Genomic DNA, 17,389 nt, shown 5'->3' on the forward strand with positions numbered 1-17,389 from the left:
GGCTATTGTTCCAGTGTCTCCGAGTCGACCCCGTAGACCGAGCTGGCATGCTCGGGGGAGATGAAGCCATCCAGCAGGTCCTCGCGCACTTGCCGGGGGTCCCGCTCCCGCGGATCACCATAGCCGCCGCCACCACCCGTTAGAGACTTGATCACCGTACCGGGGGGCATCTTGATGTCATTGGCCTTGAGTCGCACCAGCGTTTCCTGGCCGGGACGCTGGATCAAGACCTTGGGCGGCGCGCCGGAGCCCCCGCCAAACAGGCCCCAGGCCGGTGTATCGGAGCGCTCGAACCAGAGCCACAGCGAGGCGTCGGACTCCACCAGATATTCCCGGTAGGTACCGTTGCCGCCGCGATACTTGCCCGCGCCGCCCGAATCCTGGCGAATGCCGTAGCTGAGAATCCGAAGAGGATATTTGCTCTCGAAAATCTCGATGGGCAGGTCTTTGAAGCTGCCATTGACGTTGTTGATCAGGGAGTTGGCGCCGTCACCGCCGTTGAAAGCCCCCCAACCACCTGTGGTGGGCTCGATCATCAGGAAGAAGTCATCGTCGTTGCGCGGGTCCTGTCCGGCGACAGTGATGACCATGGAATCGCCATAGTGAGCGCCCGCCGCCTTGTCCGGCAGCACCGGGGCAAGGGCCTTCACGATCAGGTCGATAAGCAGGCCAAGCGGGGTGAAGTACCAGCCGCAGGGCGCCGGTTCCTGAGCGTAAAAGATCGACCGCGGAGGCGCCTGCACATCCAGCGCACGGAAAGAGCCACCATTGGGCGATACCTCGGAGCAAATCAGCAGCTTGTAAGCTACGCGCGCCGCGGCCACGGTTTGGGTCAGCCCGCAGTTCACCGGGCCGGCCGCCTGGGGTGCCGATCCGGCGAGGTCAACACTCATGCCGTCGCCCGCAATACGGACCATGAGCTTGACGCCCAACGGACCGTTACCCAGCCCGTCATCGTCGATGGTGCCCTCCGCACTGTACTCGCCATCGGGCAGGGCAATAATCGCCTCACGCTCCTTGGCCTCGGTCTGCTTGTAGATTTCGTCGCGGGCTGCGCAAATGGTGTCCTTGCCGAAACGGTCATACAACGCCTGCAGCCTTTGCTCACCGGTGCGCCCGGCGGCAATCTGTGCATTCAGGTCGCCGATCGTAGCGTCGCCGAAGCGGCTGTTGAGACGCAGCAGTTCAATCACGTCCTGGCGCGGCTTGCCCGCGTCGTAGAGGCGCGTTGGCCCCCAGCGGGTGCCTTCCTGATAAATTTCGTGGGAGTCCACCGGAGTACCCGGATCCTTGGCTCCCACATCCAGCCAGTGCGCGCGGGAGGCGGCAAAACCCACGCGAGTGCCACGCCAGAAGATCGGCATGATGATGGTCGAGTCGTTCAAGTGGGTGCCGGTCATGTAGGAGTCGTTCATATAGAACACATCACCTTCCTGGAAGTAATCCCAGCCGTACCGTTCCGCCATGATCTTGACGCAGATTTCCAGGTTACCGAGAAACAGCGGCAGCCCCAGAGACTGACCGAGCACTTCACCGTTCTCGTCGATCAACGCCACCGAGCAATCCTTGCCCTCGTAGATGACCGGAGTGAAGGCACTGCGAATCAAGGTTGCATTCATGTCGCTGGCGATAGCAATGAAGGCATTGCGGATAATTTCCGTGGTGATCGGATCTACCTGGCTCATGCTGGGATTCCTCGAGTCAGTATCAGGTTGCTCTCCTCGTCGACCCGCAGTTGCCAGCCATCGGGCAGCACCGTCGTCGCGCTTTGTTCCTCAATGATGGCAGGGCCGGTTGCCTGGTAGCCGACAGGCAGGCGGTCGCGGCGCAAAACCTGCGTGCCCAGCGTTACTCCCCGGAACACGGCTTCACGCCGGCCTATCACAGCATCCCTGCCATCGCCGGTAACCGTGTGCGGATGTTCATCGTACTTGGCAATCGCGCCGATCGCCGCGAGGCGCAGGTTGACAAACTCGATCGGCGCTTCGGGACTGGAGTGGCCGTGACGCTGCTTGTGGGCATCGTGAAACCGCGTGCTGAGTGCGGCGATATCCAGCTCGTCAGGCAAGGCGATATTGATGGTGTATTCCTGACCCGAGTAGCGCATGTCCGCAGAGCGCAGGAAGGAGATACAATCAGCAGAGATTCCCTCTTGCATCACGGCGTCCCGTCCCTCCTCGGCCAAGTCGGCGAACAGGCCTTCGAGCTCTTCCGGCACGACGCTCGCCGCGGGGCGGAAAAAGCTCAGGGTGAGGTCGCTGCGCAGATCGGTTTGCAGCATGCCCCAAGCGGAGAAAGTGCCCGGGAAACGCGGGATCAGCACTTCGCGAATGTCGAGCTCCTCGGCCAGAAACACCGCCGCCATTGGTCCCGCACCACCAAAGGCGACCAGGGTGAAGTCACGCGGGTCCACGCCCTCGCTAACGGTAATGGTACGCATCGCATCAGCCATGGCGGCGTTGGAAATTGCCAGAATACCCTCGGCAAAGGGTACCGGCTGCATCCCCGCGCGCTGTGCCAGCGACTCTATTGCCGCGCCCGTCGCCGCTGCATCCAGTGACATCTCGCCGCTGAGCAGGGAGCGAGCTCCCAGACGTCCGAGGTAGAGGTTGGCATCGGTAACAGTGGGCTCCGTACCTCCATTGCCATAGCAAGCCGGGCCGGGCACAGAGCCCGCGCTGCGCGGCCCGACTCTCACTGCATCATTGTCCAGCCAGGCGACCGAACCGCCACCTGTGCCGATGGTCTGAATATCCACGATCGACATCAGCAGGGGCAGGCCTTCCAGCTCCGTTTCCAGGGTGGTACTGGCCTCGCCGTCGACAACCAGGCTCAAATCAAAGGAGGTGCCGCCCATATCGACGCAGAGCAGGTTCGGGCGTTTCGCACGCTTCGCCAGCGAGGCACCGGCAATGGTGCCACCCACCGGACCGGACAGAAGCGTAAACACCGGCTTTTCGCGCGCAGTGTCCGCCGTGGTGACGCCGCCACTGGACTGCATGATATGCACTCCCGCCCGCATGCCGCGCTCGCGAAGCTGTTCCTGCAAGCTGAGCAGGTAGCGCTCGACCACCGGGGCCACGTAGGCATTCATGACAGCCGAGGATGCACGTTCGTACTCACGCCACTCCCGTGCCACATCGTGGGAAAGGGAGATAGACACCCCAGGCAAGGCCGCGCCGAGAATCTCCCGGGCACGCACCTCGTGAGCGGGATAGGCGTAGCTGTGCAACAGGCACACTGCGACCGCGTGAATGTTCTCCGCCTTGACCTTGTCGATAATTGGCTGAAAATCCGCCTCGTTCAGTGGCTCAATTTCCCTGCCATCCCAGGCCAGACGACCGCGCACCTCGTGCACATCTCGGCGCGGCACCAGCTGCGCCGGCTTGCTGTAACGCAGATCGTAAAGGGCATCGCGATTGCCGCGGGCAATGACGTAACTGTCACCCGCGCCCGCGGTCGCTACCAGCAGGACGCGCTCACCCCGTCGTTCCAGAAAGGCGTTGAGCCCCACCGTCGTACCGTGCACGAAGTATTCGATATCGGCGAGGTCTGGCACTACGTCCTTGATACCATTGATCACGCCGAGCGCGGGGTTTTCCCGCGTGGTCGGGACCTTGTTGACAAAGACCGGTCCATCCGAGGGCTCGATCACTATATCGGTGAAGGTGCCACCGATGTCAGCAGAAACATGATATTTGGTCATAATCAGAAGTTATACCTGAGTCGAAGGTTCCAGATTTTGCCCGGTGCTCGCGCAGAGAACCCCCCTGCCACCCACTCCGAGTTGTATTCCTCGTCCAGCGCGTTCTGGACCTGCCAGATCGCGGACCACTTGTCATCAGCATCCGTGACACCAATGCGCAGACTGAGGAAATCCAGCGGATCGCGCGCCGTCGAGTTCTGCACATCCCAGTACTGCTCACCGCGGCGCTCGTAATCGACCCTGGCAAACAGGTTCAGGTTGGCAAAATTCAGCGGTACTTCATACTGGCCACCCAGGTTGAAGGTCGTATCCGCAACATAAGGTGCGTCGTTCCCTTCCGCCGTCGGGTCTACCACATATTCCTTGATCTCGCTGTCTGTGTAGCCCACGGACGCGTAGAGGTCGAGATTCTCGGTCGCTCTCAGGTTCAACTCAAGCTCTCCGCCGTAGAGCTGGACTTCATCAATGTTGGTAAGAATCTGGGCGCTGACCGCACCGATGAAGGAGAAGAATTGCTGCCCCTCAACCTTGGTGGCAAAGCCGGCGCCAATCAGGCGCAGGCGATCGTTGAAGTACAGCCCTTTGTAGCCCACCTCAAAGGACTCCGACTCCTCCTGATCGACCACGTCACTAAGACCAGCCAGCCCGACAGAGGCCGCCACATCGGAGATGCCGTTCTGGTTAAACTGGCCGCTGCGGAATCCGCGCCCCCAGGTGGCGTACCAGTTGTGTTCATCGGATGGCTGATAGCGCAGGGTAACCTTCGGCTGCACCATGTCGAAGGTTTCCTTGTTGCGCGCTCCAGGCACGCCGGCGGGGAACTGCAATGGCGATACGTCCTGCACCCGCTCCTCTTCGTCGTAACGCAGCGCCAGCGACAGTTCGAAATCGGTGCCTATATCCACACTGGTTTGACCAAACACAGCCATGGCGGTGTTGCTATTGTCATCAGCGAGGAAAGACGTCGAGGGATTGCGCGGGTCAGTCGTCGGCTCGCGCTCCAGACGAATGATTCCGGCGCCCGTATCGACCCCGGTGGACAGGGACACAAACCGGTCCCATTCCAGGTAATAGACACCGACTTCCCAGCGCACAGGCTGCTCGTCTGGCGAGCGGAAACGGAGCTCCTGACTCCAGGCCTCGATGTCGAAAAACCCGGTCTGGGTGCCATCATTGCCAAACAGTTCCGGCGGGCTCATGGCGGCCGTGTAGGGGAACTGGTCGGAATCCGACCACTCCTCCAGATCGGTAAAGCTGGTGGTGGAAATCAGCGTGCCCAGGTCCGTCGCCCAGTCGACCTTCAGCGCGACGTCATACATATCCCGTTCGCCGTAGTCGACGTTGTTGTCTCGCACCGGCAGCACATTGTTGGCATCGATGGGGCCGGTATCGGTACCGAAGCCGATCGCGGTGACTCCGTCCGGCGCCAGGTCCACGCCCTGGAACTGGAAGCCAATACCCCTGCCCTTGTGCTGCGCGAGAGTTGTGCGCAGGTCGATAGTGAGATTCGCGGTGGGCTCATAGATCAGGCGTCCGCGCAGCACTGAATCCTCGAAGCGGTCCGCCTCTTCATTGCGGGTAATGTTGGTCAGGTAGCCGTCACGATCAATATGCCTGGCAGACACCTGGGCAAACAACCGGTCGTCAATCAGTGACCCGCCGTAGGAGCCCTCCAGCAAGTACTCGTCACCTGAACCCGCGCCGGCACTGATGTACCCCTCGGTCTCATTGGTGGGGCGACGGGTATTGATAATGATGGCGCCACCGGTTGCATTGCGTCCGTAGATTGCACCCTGGGGGCCCTTCACCACCTGCACGCTCTCGACATCGAACAGTTCCTGGCGAAACTGGATGCCGCTGAATTGCAACACCCCGTCAATGATCGTGGCCACCGGGGCCTCGCCATTGCGTACCTGGGTCAAACCGCGAATACTGAGAAAGCTGGTCCCGACTCCCTGAGATGTCGCGAGCGTCACGTTGGGTGTCAGTGCGATGAAATCCTCCATGCGTTGAACATTGGCATCCTGAAGCGCCTGGGCGGTGAACGCAGTCACCGCGTAGGGCGCCTCTTGCAGACTTTCGTCGCGGCGACGCGCCGTGACCGTAACTTCCTCCAGAACCATGGCACCCTCCGGCGTCCCGGCCTGCGCCTGCGCGAGCGGCGCCACAGGAAGTACTGCCAGCAAGGCGAACGTGTGCGTTAAACCAGTGCTCGAAATTTTCTTCATCTATGTCTCTCCCCAGATTCCATACCCAACAGGCATCGCCGACGGCAGGCGGTTGGCACAGTGGCCAGCAAGCTCCAGCAGCGAGGCTACAGCAACCAAAAATGAGTTAAAATTTTAAGTATGTCAATATTTTTTGACAATATGTTTTCGTCGGGTACACTCCCCACATCACGTTGGAGGGGCCTGGTGTGGAAAAGAAAAAGAAGTCATTGATCAAGCGCTCTATGGGCGGTCTGCTCAAGGCGCGGCGCCTGGAGCAGAAGCTTACACTGCAGGAGTTGGCAGAGAAGGCTGATCTGTCTGCCGCATTTCTGTCGCAGGCTGAGCGCGGCAAGGCAACTCCGTCAATCGTTTCCTTGATCAATATTGCGCGCGCTCTGGGCACCGACATTCACTACTTCATCTCACCGCCGGTGCCTGCCGAACTGGTCAGCAAGGCCAACGACCCGCGGTACCTGAACATTGATTCGCCGATTACCTATCGGGTGTTGAACGCTTCCGTACCCAATCAGCGCATGAGCGCGCTGCTCATGGATATCCCTCCCGGCGTTGAGCTGCCCACGGTGCATCGGGATGAAGGAGAGGATATCTTCTACATCATCAAGGGCAGAGTGGAGCAAATGATCGACGACAAGGTGTTCAGTCTTCAGGCGGGAGATTGTGTCCACATGAACACCCAGCTCGGTCACAACATCGTCAACAAAAGCAAAGGTACGGCAACAATTCTCTGGGTAGGGACCCCAGTCCTGCTACCCGTAGAATAGCGGGAAATCCCATGGCATTTCTGGATGTGGTAACAGAACTTGGTCACTTCAGCGTGCTGCTGCGGCCAGACGAGGCCCCGGTGACCTGTGGCTATTTTGCATCGCTTGCCCGCAGCGGGGCCTTCCAGAACGGCAGCATTTTCCGCATCGTGTCTACACGCAAACACGGTGGCATTGAAAAAAACCCGATTGACGTGGTACAGGTTGGCATGCCGGCAGGGATGGATGCGCAACGGACTCGTATCCAGCATGAGCACACGGCCCTCACCACCCTGCGACATGAACGCTGGACAGTCTCCGCAGCTCGTTTTGATCCGGGTGAGGTGTACGGCAGTTTTTTTGTTTGTCTGGAGCGCGAACCCGCGCTGGATTTTGGCGGCAACCGGCACGGTGATGGACAAGGATTTGCGGCTTTCGGCAGCGTGGTCAGTGGCCAGAGCACCATCGAGCAAGCACATCTTCGGGCCGAGGAGGATACCTGGCTGACAACACGCATAGCGATCACCGACGTGCTCTACCGAGACTGAGGATCATGCCAGCGCGGCCAAGCGTCCTTGACACTGGCACTCTAGGCGTCGCCCTGAATTTCGTGTGCCGCCTCTTCGCCCTGAAACTTCAACCAGTGAATCAATATCGAACAGGGTTTCATACTCAAGCTTGAGGCTTGAAGCGCGACAGGCCCAGGAATGCGCAGTCGACAGCCAGGCTGCGCCCGGTAGCCAAATCGACGAGCGCCTCCCCCAGAGCCGGGGAAAATTTGAAGCCATGCCCGGACAATCCGGCAGCAAACGCAACGTTGTTGCTCCCGGGGTAACGGTCAACAATGAAGTGGTCGTCCGGTGTGCGCGTGTAAAAACAGGTTTGATGCCCCAGACGCTCCCCCCCTACTCCAGGTAGATGCTGACGCACGAAAGCTTCTATGCGCTGGCTGTCCACAGAGTCTGGCGCTGTGCTCGCGGCGAGCGGGTCGCTCACCACCTCTCCGCCACTGTGCTCTGCCACCTTCAAACGCCCATCCATTGCCGGAAAGCCATAAAACTGGCCGTGCGGAAGGTCAAAAAAGAACCCGCTCTGATAACGCGGGTCGTCGCAGGGAAACCAGTGCATATGCTTGCGTTGGACGGTGAGCGGCAGCGCAAGTGTGTGCAGTAATCGCGAACTCCATGCCCCTCCGGCAACGACCAGCGCATCGGCGCCGTAACGGCCAAGGTTGGTGGTCACGCTCACGCTGCTGTCCGTCGCTTGCCAATCAACCACGGACTCACCCCAGCGGTGCTCTGCCCCGGCCGCCGCCGCCTGCTCCAGGTGTGCCAGCACACAGCGTTCAACCGGCAACCAACCGGCATCAGCCTCGTATAGCGCGGTAAAACCATCCGGTGGAGTGAACTGGGGCATCGCGTTACCGGGCAGCACCTCCACGGCCAACTGGTGCTGGCGCGCAGACGTCAGCACGCCCTCGATAATCTCGCTATCGGCGGGACCAAAATACGCCACACCGCTACGGTGCAGCAAGGTGGGTTCGAGCTGGCCCCAGAGTGCGTAGCTGCGCTGCAGCAACGGCACATAATCGGCGTGCTCAAAATAGGACAGGCGTATCAGCCGCGACTCGCCGTGCGAGCTGCCCCGGTCATGGGCGGGCGGGAAGCGGTCAAGCCCCAGGCAGCGCAGCCCGCGCCGGGCGGCGTGATAAAGCGCGGCGCTGCCGACACCGCCGGTGCCGAGGACGATCAGGTCGTAATGCTTCATTGAAGTGGCATTTCCAGATTGGGCACCCTTATCTCACTCCCTGTGATCGGCAGCCTGAAACACCTCATTAAAGCCGAAAACAATGGCCCTTGCGACCGACGGCATAGTAATTTGCGGCGCAGCATTCGCATGACATACTAAACGCTCTCAAGGCGGGAACAAGAACGATGGACAACAGAAAACAGGCCAGGATCTTCTACGGCTGGTGGCTGGTGCTGATTTGCCTGCTGATACAGTCAATGGCCGCGGGCGTCACCATATACTTCTACAGCATTCTCGCCGGCGAGATAGAACAGGAGTTTTCATCCGGCCGAGCCCTGGTCATGCTGGGGCTGACCGGCAGTGCGATTACCACCAGCTTGATTGCGCCCAAGATGGGCGACTGGCTTGATCGACACTCCATCCGCTTCAATGTCAGCGCCAGCGCGGCCGTCATGGGCGCAGGCTTCGTTGTCATGTCGTTCACGCCCAACGTCTGGGGCTTTATCGCGAGCTATGCGGTTCTCATCGCGGCGGGCACTATCAGCCTCAGTATGCTGTTTGCCCCCCTGCTGCTCTCGCGGTGGTTTGTCCGCCACCGCGGATTGGCCATAGGCATTGCAGCACTGGGCACCCAGGTAGGGGGCTTTCTGATTCCACCGTTGATCACTCTGGTCATTGACGCCTATGACTGGCGGGTTGCCGTGCGTGTTATCGGGCTGGTGATTGCAATCGTCATCCCGCTCTTGTCATGGCGCACAATCATTGATCACCCTGCCATTGCCAACCTCGGGCCGGATGGTGACGCGCCGCTCGCTCCGGAATCAACCTCAGGCGATGCCCCGGCAGCTCCACCCACCCGGCTGGCAGTCATATTGGCAGACCGGAGTTTCTGGCTGGCGGGCTTCGGTATTGCCGTCATGGTGGCCATGTTCACTACCGTGCTCGCCAATCTCGCATTCTTCGCGAGTGATATCGGCTCAAGCCGCGATCAGGCGGCCTGGCTCATTTCACTGTACGCGCTCGTAGGCATGGTATGCAGCCCGCTTATCGGGCGCTTCTGCGACATGTTGGATATTCGCTCGGTATTTGCGGGGCTACTGGCGGTCAATATCGGAGCACTGGTGCTTTTCCGGGAAGCCGAGAGTTACCAGGGACTGCTCTACGCAACGGCCCTGGTCGGCGTTAGCGGTGGTGGACTCATGCCATTCTGGGGCGCCTTGATCGGGCGATTATTTTCTCTGCGGCAATACGGCACCGTAATGGGGGCAATGACGCTGTTCGCTGTCGGGGCATCTTCGCTTGCGCCAATCCTCTCCGGGCTGCTGTTTGATACTACCGGCAATTACCAGCTAGTGTTAACGGCCTTCATCCTGCTCACGGCCATCGCCTTGCTCTGCATACCCCTGATGCGGCGAGACGAACAAAAGGCGGCTCCGTTGCCAGTATCAAGCTAAGCTGCGCGGCGCAATGGCGCAAACGGAGACGTGCAACTACTCTCCGATTGCGCCCCCCCAACCCTCGCGCTCAAAATCCGCTCTGCTGCAATGCCCAACGCGCGGCAGATACGGCTGCAGTTCCGTGTCCTCGCTTTCACCGAGAGCCAGCGCTTTCAGACGCAGCAGCAGTGGATTGGTACGCAGCAACATGCGGAAGGTGAGCTGCCCATCCAGATACGGGCCCCAGTCCATCCAGTTGATGGCATTTTCCTCGGTCGCATTCGCCGGTCGATTCTCGGGGCTGGAGAGCACCACAGTGTAGTAGCCGTCGGCATCCAGGTGTAGATGACGGTCTACCACGGCATCGTTGCAGATACCGGCCCAGAAATTGTAGTTGGTGATGGTGAAGCCCCGAATCTGGATGCCCTCGGCAAACACAGGCTCGCGCGGGGTGTCCGGCGTGCGCAGGGCTTTTGCGCGTACCACCAGCAGCTCACCCAGCCGCGTGCTGTAGGGTGTACTGAGGTAGAGGATGTCGTCACTGGCCAGAATATCGTAGGGCAAGCCCCAATTGGAGCGAGCGCTGAATTTGCCGGCCGCAACCACCGCCCGGTAATCAGGAATGGGGAGTGATGCGAAACGGGTGGTTTCGGTCGGGTAACTTTGCTCCGGGTCGTAGGGAAAGCAGCTGGGATGGTGCTCCACGACGTTTCCCTCACGATCCAGCACGGTCACCGAGGGAAGGGGCACGCCGGTACTGTTCGGTGGGTTCGCGCCCAGAACCGAATCAGTCGTGCGCAGGAGCAGGAATACCGCCTGGTTGGCGCCACCGTTCACTTTTTCCCCGGCATAGATGGTATTGGGGGCAGGCTGTACCGGCCGCGGCTCAAACACCATCGTCACCGTAAAACACTGCTCACTGCCCTCGCTCACGGGCTCGCGAAACGGATTGCAGCTACCGCTATCAGGGTCAATATCCTTGTCAACCAGTGTCGGCAGCGTATTGGTGTCAAAATCACAGGGATGGAAGGCAAAATAGCGGCAGCGCAAATACTGCCCGGCAAATACAACCCGGCCGCCCTCGGGCACGGACACAAAGCCCTCTGGTGCTTGTGCACCGTTCCAGTAGCGGTTACTGAAATAGTTTGATGCCGAGGTATCCAGCAGGTAAGGGAAACGATTATTGGTGAGCGGGCTCCCCGCCCCGGGCCAGCCTGTGGATAGAGGCGCGCCGGTCAATTCACCCACATGGTAACGCCCGTCATCCAGACGCACGCCGCAGTGCTCTGCGATAAAGTCTGAAATACGCCCTTCAATCGCTGCGAGGTTCGGGTCACATAACTTGGGGAACACGCCCAATACCGCCATTCCGGTGGCATCGCGGGCTTCGGCCAACAAATCGTATAACGCCTGCAGATCGGCGCGCACCGGATCAGGCGCAACCTCGAGCAACTGGCGCACCGTATCCGCGTGACCGATAAACTCATTGAAGCCGTGCTCGATCGGCCGTTCTCCCGCCCACAGGCCTTGCAGTACATTCTTGAACTCACTCAGGCTCATTGAGCGGTCTCCTTGTTGTTAGTGTCAGGTTGTCCGGTCGCGCGCTCACTCACTGGGGTGCCCCGGTGTCAGCTTCTCGTAGCCAAAGGCCTCGAACGCGAACCCCCAATGTTCGTTGACGCGCAAAATCACTTCGTCCGGTAAGTCGAAGCTGTTTTTCTGGTAGTTATCCAATCCATCGAGATACGACTGCAGCAGCGGCGCAACACGGGTGAAATCACCCAGTTGCAGCTGCTGATAAATATCGCGCATGCAATCCATGGGCCGGGCATCCAGATCCTCGAAACGAATTTCAATCAGATCTTCGCGGGGGATCAAGTCACGCTGTTCAAGGTAAGCCGTTAGCAGCGCTTTATAGGCATGAATAATCCAGTCATCAATCGCCTCCCAGGTAAAGTCCTGGAAGGTCTGCCCTGGCAGGATCTGCCGGTACATATTGCGCATGGACTGGTACACACGGTAGGGGTTGCGCATGATGTAAACGTACTTTGCGCCGGGAAACATGTCGTGTAACAAGGCAACCCGACCTGTGTGCGTGGGCGTTTTAAGCACGAGCCGTTTACCCTCGTTCAGCAACGTCGCCTTCTGCAGAACTTCCCGGTAGGCCGCCTGCCACTGCGCCAGCTCGTCTGGCCGCTTGCCGAGGTCGGTCACGTAACGATCATAGATTCCGGGCAGCTCGCGCGGAAAACTTGCGAAGTGAAAGGCGGCATGCTCAGTGAGTTTCACCAGCGCGAGCTCTTCTTCCTGTGGTGCGTCCAGGGTGATCGCCACGTTGTCCATAGGCCGCGTGGTCGGCATGCCCGCCGCGATACGTTCTTTGACCCATCCCTGGCTGATCATTGCCACGGGGTGCAGAGAAGCCTGGTAGTTGGTCACAAAGCCGAACTGAGGGTCCTGCCAGAACAGATAGTGCAAGTGTGTGGTGCCACTACGCCCCATGCCCAGCAGGAACACCGGAGGGGCTGATAACGTTGTCGCCTTGACCCGCTTGCCCCAGCGCCACTTCTCGTACAAGCGAAAAGGCTCCAGCAGCAGGCTGAACAAAAGTCGGCGCAGCACATACCACCGATAGCCTGCATCGATCTTGCCCCGGCGCAACAGCCGGATCAGAACCGGCAGCGCAATGAACTGCGACATGGCGGATTGGGATTCAGTCTCGCTCATCGCATTCACTCCGGAAGCTCATACAACCACGGCACGCCGTTGATATGCCCGCCACCATCGGCATGAATGGTGTTGCCGGTGATGTATCGCGCGGCATCGGAGGCCAGGAATACGGCCAGTGGGCCGATATCGTCTTCGCTATCGCCGAGCCGCCGCATGGGATTCATATCCAGAATGCTTTGTGCCGCCTCGGGCGCCATTGCCACATAGGTTTCCCAGGGCTCTGTTACCGCGGCCGGGCAGATGGCGTTGCAGGTGACGCCGTAGCGCCCCCACTCGGCCGCCGCTGTGCGCGTCAATGCACGCAGCGCCTCCTTGGAACTGTTATAGCCAACGGAGAAGCGGTGCGCATTCACACCATTGAGCGAGCACAGGTTGATGATGCGCCCGGAGCCTTTGGCCTTCATCCCGGGAAACACTTTCTGCATTGCCCACAGTGCTGCGTAGTAGTTCACCCTGGTGAGTTGTTCGATGCGCCCGAAGTCGGTGTTCTCCAAGCGCGTGGGCTCGCCGTCTGACGGCGTGGCGTTGTTGACCAGGACGTCAATACAGCCATACTCCTCTACAACACGCTCAAGAACCTCCTCCAGTTGCAAGCGATCCGAAACATCGGTTGCCAGAAAAGCGGCCCGCCCCTGTGGATAGTCGCGGTTGATTGCCTGCGCCGTTGCCGTGCCCGCCTCCACACTGCGGCTGGCAATGATGACCGTGGCGCCTTCGGCAGCAAACGCCCGGGCGAGACCCTTGCCCACACCACGGCTGGCACCCGTGATGAATGCCACCTTGCTTTGCAGTTGTTTCATATGCTGTGTTTCGCTTTATCGTTATAAGCGCACAGCATAAAGGCCTCTTGTCGCGAAGCCACCCGTGACCCAGCACAATAGCGATGCCCGAGCGCCTCGGTTCAAAAAACTACGCCAAACGCCAATGCTGCCCACCCTTGCGATGCGGACACAGGTAGAGCCACCACCGTCAACCAGGTGATTATTCACAACGTGCCGAGGCTGCGCTGCGGCCAGCCAGACGACCGAAGAATGTGGCGTCGCCCACCGACATACCGCTAGCATAGCCTTGAGCGGTCCGCGGCAGGCCAGCACTCGCGCGGCCAGCGGCAAACAAGCCGGGAATCGCTTCACCGTCAATGTTCAGCACTTCACCCGATGGACGCGTCTGCAGGCCGCCCAGCGTGAACATGAGCGGGCCCGCGGTGCCGGGCATGATGACCGCCCGCATTTCCTCGGCGGAGTATTCCACCAGCGCGAAAGGACCTTCCGTGAGCGGCTTCAGCCACTCCGCCGTCTTGTGCAGCAAGGGGTCTTTCCCCGTTGCCGCATGCGAATTGAAATAATTGACCGTTTGCTCGAGCGCACCTTCAGGGAATGGTGCCTCAGCCGCGAGCTCTGCAATCGTATTGCCAGTCGCCACCAGCCGTGGCCGCTCAAGGTAGTCGGAGGGCTCGAAATCCTCGTTCTGTACCAGCAAGTAGAAACGCTTCCGGGGCTGCTGGCAGGAGTACCAGGCGAGTCGAGCGAGGTAGGTATCTTCATTGATGTAGCGCTGGCCCAACTCATTCAGGAGTATCCCGTAGGTAAGCTTTGCGGGCGGGTACAGAGGAAACGACAGGAATGCCTGCTCCATGTTGATGGTGATGCCCCCCGCGGCCATACCCAGAACAATCCCGTCGCCCATATCGTAGGTGTTACCGTAGGGCACAGCGTAGGAATGTACTTCCGGCATGTAGCGCCTGGTCATTGCTTCGTTCATCACAAAGCCGCCCGTGGTCAGGATGACTGCCCGCTCTGCCCGAATTGCCACGTCACGGTTCTCATGTCGGACCATGGCACCGCGTACACGCCCCTGCTTGTCGGTGAGCAACGCTGTAACCCGGGTGTCGTGCAGAATATCCACACCTGCGTCTACAACATGCTGCATCAGGGCATCCATAAAAATCTTGCCACCCTCATCGCCTTCCTTGGACGGCACGTGACCACGGGGTATCGGGGTCGCCACCTTGTTGAAAGGGTGCGCTTTTTCGTTCCCCGTGTAGAGTAATGATTCGTCGGTCAGTGGTACCACGGTGCGCTCCAGAAACGCAGCACGCTTGTAGCTGACACCCAGCGACTCTGCCCAGTCAAAGTGAGCGGCTGCGCCCTCGGCATAAATACGAATTTTTTCCGCATCACCGTACTCACCAAGCGCCTCGGTAAGATAGGCAATCATGTTTTCAGTGCTGTCTTCCAAACCGAGCGCTTTTTGCAGTGCGGTGCCACCACTGCCACCGAGATACATTTCGCAGCTGGACATGGCGGTCGAGCCCCCGCCTGCACTGGCGCGCTCTACCACCAGCACGCGCGCGCCATGAGATGCGGCCTCCAGTGCCGCTGAAGCGCCCGCACCACCATATCCACAGACCAGAACATCAGTGCTGGCGAAAAAGTCATCAACAGACTCAAATGAACGAATTTTTCCCGGTGGTAGTTGTTGGCTCATGCTGAACTCCTGAACTGGTTAACACAGTGAACTGTGGTGTTGGTTCGAATAGACCCGCGGGCGCACGCGGATCAGCCCCCCTTGCGCACACTGACTGGAATCCCACTCAAACGCGGCATGGCATTTATGGTCTGACGATCATGCACGCTGCTGGTCAACAGATTGGTGGAGACCCCCGCACAAGCACCTTCTTGCCGCCCCCCCGGCAGGCCTCCAAAGCCATGGGTGATCGAGACCACGCCGCTCCGCAAATCCGGATCCGCCCTGGCCAGAGCCTCCAGCGCGCCATGGCGCGACTCGATAACGACCCGGTCATCGTCTTGTATGCGTTCCCGCGCCATGTCAGCCGGGTTCATGTAGGCGGGATTGAAGGGCAGACGCTTCTTTATGGCGGGCAGGTCCTTGCAGGCTGAATTGAGTGCGTCACGTTCACGACGTGCTGCCAGACGGTAAGGGAACGCATCGTCATTCTCATCAGCGAGCATGACCGAGAGTTCCTTCGCCACATCCTCCGGCATTGTTGTAAAGCCGCCGTCTTCCAAAGAATCTGCTGGCTCTACGAGCACCGCCGGGCCGTCCAGCACAAGGCCATGCGGATGCGCAGCAATCTCCTCCAGTGAAAGCGGGCAATGTTGCGCCGCAATCTGCAGCAACTCATCGGTGGTAGGTGGCGTGGTCATATCCAGCGGCTGCCCCCAATAACAAAGTTCCAGGTTGAGTCGTTGCGCAAGTCCCCAGAAATAATACCAGTCATCGCACACTTCCGAGCCCTGTGGAGGTCTCGCCACGGCTGGGGTGTAGCGTGTAAAAGGCTCGGGAAACAGCAGCGCCTCATAAATGAACATGGGCAGATCCGACCTTTCGTACTGCAGGGTCGGCGGCAGTATGTAATGTGAAAGCTCCGCGGTGGCAGTCATGCGATGGTCGATACAAACCAGAAGGTCGAGACTGCCCAGCGCTTCCACCGTACGACGGTGATCGGGCATGGCAAGAGCCGGATTACCGCCATGTACCAGCAGCGCCCGCAAGCGGTCGGCGCCCGGTTCCAGTATTTCGTCCAGCAGGGACCCGGTAGGTAGTTCGCCATCCAGTAGCCCAAACCCGAAACGGCTGTGATAGCCCTCGTCCCACCACCGCTGCGCAGGGATCACTTCCGCCTTGCGCGGCCAGCGTGGTAAAACTGCGCCAGGATTGGGGACTTCTTCGCCTTCACGGATGAAGCGCCCACAGACCACGTTCAACAGCTCTACCAGGTGTTCAGCCAAGTTGGAATGAGGTGACATATCTGGCCCGGTCGCGCTGGTAGCCGCACCACGGTTGCTCTGCAGCGCAAACAGTTCAGTTGCCTCCACGATCTGCTGAGCAGGAACGCCAGCTCGGCGGGCCACATGGTCGAGCGTAAACGGCTGCAGGCTGGCTCGCAGTGCGTCCAGATCAGCCACATAGCGAGTGCAGAAGGCCTGATCATGCCAGTTGTTCTCCAGAATCAACCTCAGCATGCCAGCCAGTAGCATCGCGTCCTCACCCGGCCTCGGCTGCAGGAAGACATCGGCGTTGCGAGCGGTTTCTGTACGCCGCGGATCGATAACGATCAGTTTCATCCCCCGCTGCTGCGCCTGTTTAAGGCGCTTTGCCGGATTGCGGGTATCGAACCCGACGGTGGAAATGGAAACCAGTGGATTTCCGCCCACTATCAAGAACACCTCACCCCTGTGGAACGGATCCCTGCCGGCAGGCCATACCCCCAGCCGCCCCGCCGTAACGTACTTCGCGGACTGGTCGATCGTGACGGTCGAAAAGGCTTTGGGAGACCCCAGCGCCCGCAGCCAATCGTTCAACATCATCAGGGAAGATGAGGTGAAGAACGCCCCGCCACCCTTGTAGCCACCGATTGCAGCAGGGCCGTGGTGTTTCAGAACAGGCTGCAACTTTTCAGCAATTTCGTCTAACGCCTGCTCAATACCGATAGGCTCAAAGCTACCATCGGGCTGTCTTTTGAGCGGGCGCACAATCCGGTCGGGGCTATTGTGTGCCGCACCTGACTGCAAGCCCTTGAAGCAGGCGTAGCCCAGTGTAAACGGGTCATCGCGATCCGCGTCTACGCCTACCACCCGCTCGTCCTCATCGACCGAAACCCTGACCCCGCAGTGACCCATGCAAAGACGACAGAAGGACTGTTCTTTACGCACTACCATAATGCGCTACTCCCAAAGCTTTCTGGCCAGACCGGATCAGAGGCACACATCACAGCGTCACCAACATCAACCGCTGACTGCAGCCAGTCCAATCAGCATTCTCAGGGTAACCATT

The 17,389-nt window shown here is 59.7% G+C and carries 12 protein-coding genes; 3 read left to right on the forward strand and 9 right to left on the reverse strand.

What is annotated here, in order from left to right; all coding sequences use genetic code 11:
* Window positions 1-2 precede the first annotated feature (2 nt).
* The 3 genes from EGJ68_RS16670 to EGJ68_RS16680 are packed head-to-tail and all read right to left on the reverse strand — an operon-like array spanning window position 3 to window position 5,934.
* Window positions 3-1,685, reverse strand: a complete 1,683-nt coding sequence (locus EGJ68_RS16670) for a hydantoinase B/oxoprolinase family protein (RefSeq protein WP_123035677.1) — start codon at window positions 1,683-1,685, stop codon at window positions 3-5.
* On the reverse strand, window positions 1,682-3,706 hold the full coding sequence (locus EGJ68_RS16675) for a hydantoinase/oxoprolinase family protein (protein WP_123035678.1): 2,025 nt from the start codon (window positions 3,704-3,706) through the stop codon (window positions 1,682-1,684). The genes EGJ68_RS16670 and EGJ68_RS16675 overlap by 4 nt, the downstream gene beginning before the upstream one ends.
* 2 nt (window positions 3,707-3,708) lie before the next feature.
* The gene (locus EGJ68_RS16680; protein WP_123035679.1) at window positions 3,709-5,934 is read right to left on the reverse strand and encodes a TonB-dependent receptor; all 2,226 of its coding nucleotides are present in this window, start codon (window positions 5,932-5,934) and stop codon (window positions 3,709-3,711) included.
* Between the two features lie 188 nt (window positions 5,935-6,122).
* Here EGJ68_RS16680 and EGJ68_RS16685 point away from each other — a divergent pair, with 188 nt between their 5' ends.
* Window positions 6,123-6,698 carry a helix-turn-helix domain-containing protein gene (locus EGJ68_RS16685; RefSeq protein ID WP_123035680.1) on the forward strand — a complete coding sequence of 192 codons (576 nt, stop codon included), beginning with the start codon at window positions 6,123-6,125 and terminating at the stop codon, window positions 6,696-6,698.
* Between the two features lie 11 nt (window positions 6,699-6,709).
* Complete coding sequence (locus tag EGJ68_RS16690; RefSeq protein ID WP_123035681.1) at window positions 6,710-7,225, forward strand: peptidylprolyl isomerase; 516 nt, start codon at window positions 6,710-6,712, stop codon at window positions 7,223-7,225.
* Between the two features lie 124 nt (window positions 7,226-7,349).
* Here the strand turns inward: EGJ68_RS16690 and solA are convergent, their stop codons facing one another.
* Window positions 7,350-8,444, reverse strand: coding sequence for an N-methyl-L-tryptophan oxidase (solA, locus tag EGJ68_RS16695; protein WP_123035682.1), 1,095 nt, complete (start codon window positions 8,442-8,444; stop codon window positions 7,350-7,352).
* 167 nt (window positions 8,445-8,611) lie between these two features.
* Between solA and EGJ68_RS16700 the strand changes: the two genes are divergently transcribed.
* Complete coding sequence (locus tag EGJ68_RS16700; protein ID WP_123035683.1) at window positions 8,612-9,880, forward strand: MFS transporter; 1,269 nt, start codon at window positions 8,612-8,614, stop codon at window positions 9,878-9,880.
* A gap of 36 nt (window positions 9,881-9,916) precedes the next feature.
* Here EGJ68_RS16700 and EGJ68_RS16705 read toward each other — a convergent pair whose 3' ends face one another.
* The 5 genes from EGJ68_RS16705 to EGJ68_RS16725 all read right to left on the reverse strand — a co-directional run bounded on the left by EGJ68_RS16705 (window position 9,917) and on the right by EGJ68_RS16725 (window position 17,274).
* A complete protein-coding gene (locus EGJ68_RS16705; RefSeq protein WP_123035684.1) occupies window positions 9,917-11,422 on the reverse strand; it encodes a hypothetical protein in 1,506 nt (501 codons plus the stop codon).
* Window positions 11,423-11,467: 45 nt separating this feature from the next.
* Entirely contained in the window at window positions 11,468-12,589 is a 1,122-nt protein-coding gene (locus EGJ68_RS16710) for a sulfotransferase family protein (RefSeq protein WP_123035685.1), read from the reverse strand.
* 5 nt (window positions 12,590-12,594) lie between these two features.
* The gene (locus tag EGJ68_RS16715; protein WP_123035686.1) at window positions 12,595-13,392 is read right to left on the reverse strand and encodes an SDR family NAD(P)-dependent oxidoreductase; all 798 of its coding nucleotides are present in this window, start codon (window positions 13,390-13,392) and stop codon (window positions 12,595-12,597) included.
* 181 nt (window positions 13,393-13,573) lie between these two features.
* Complete coding sequence (locus EGJ68_RS16720) at window positions 13,574-15,079, reverse strand: FAD-dependent oxidoreductase (RefSeq protein WP_123035687.1); 1,506 nt, start codon at window positions 15,077-15,079, stop codon at window positions 13,574-13,576.
* A gap of 71 nt (window positions 15,080-15,150) precedes the next feature.
* Window positions 15,151-17,274 carry a molybdopterin-containing oxidoreductase family protein gene (locus EGJ68_RS16725; protein WP_123035688.1) on the reverse strand — a complete coding sequence of 708 codons (2,124 nt, stop codon included), beginning with the start codon at window positions 17,272-17,274 and terminating at the stop codon, window positions 15,151-15,153.
* Between the last annotated feature and the right edge of the window lie 115 nt (window positions 17,275-17,389).

The sequence above is a fragment of the Haliea alexandrii genome, from assembly GCF_003719295.1.
Classification (GTDB): Bacteria; Pseudomonadota; Gammaproteobacteria; order Pseudomonadales; family Halieaceae; genus Haliea; species Haliea alexandrii.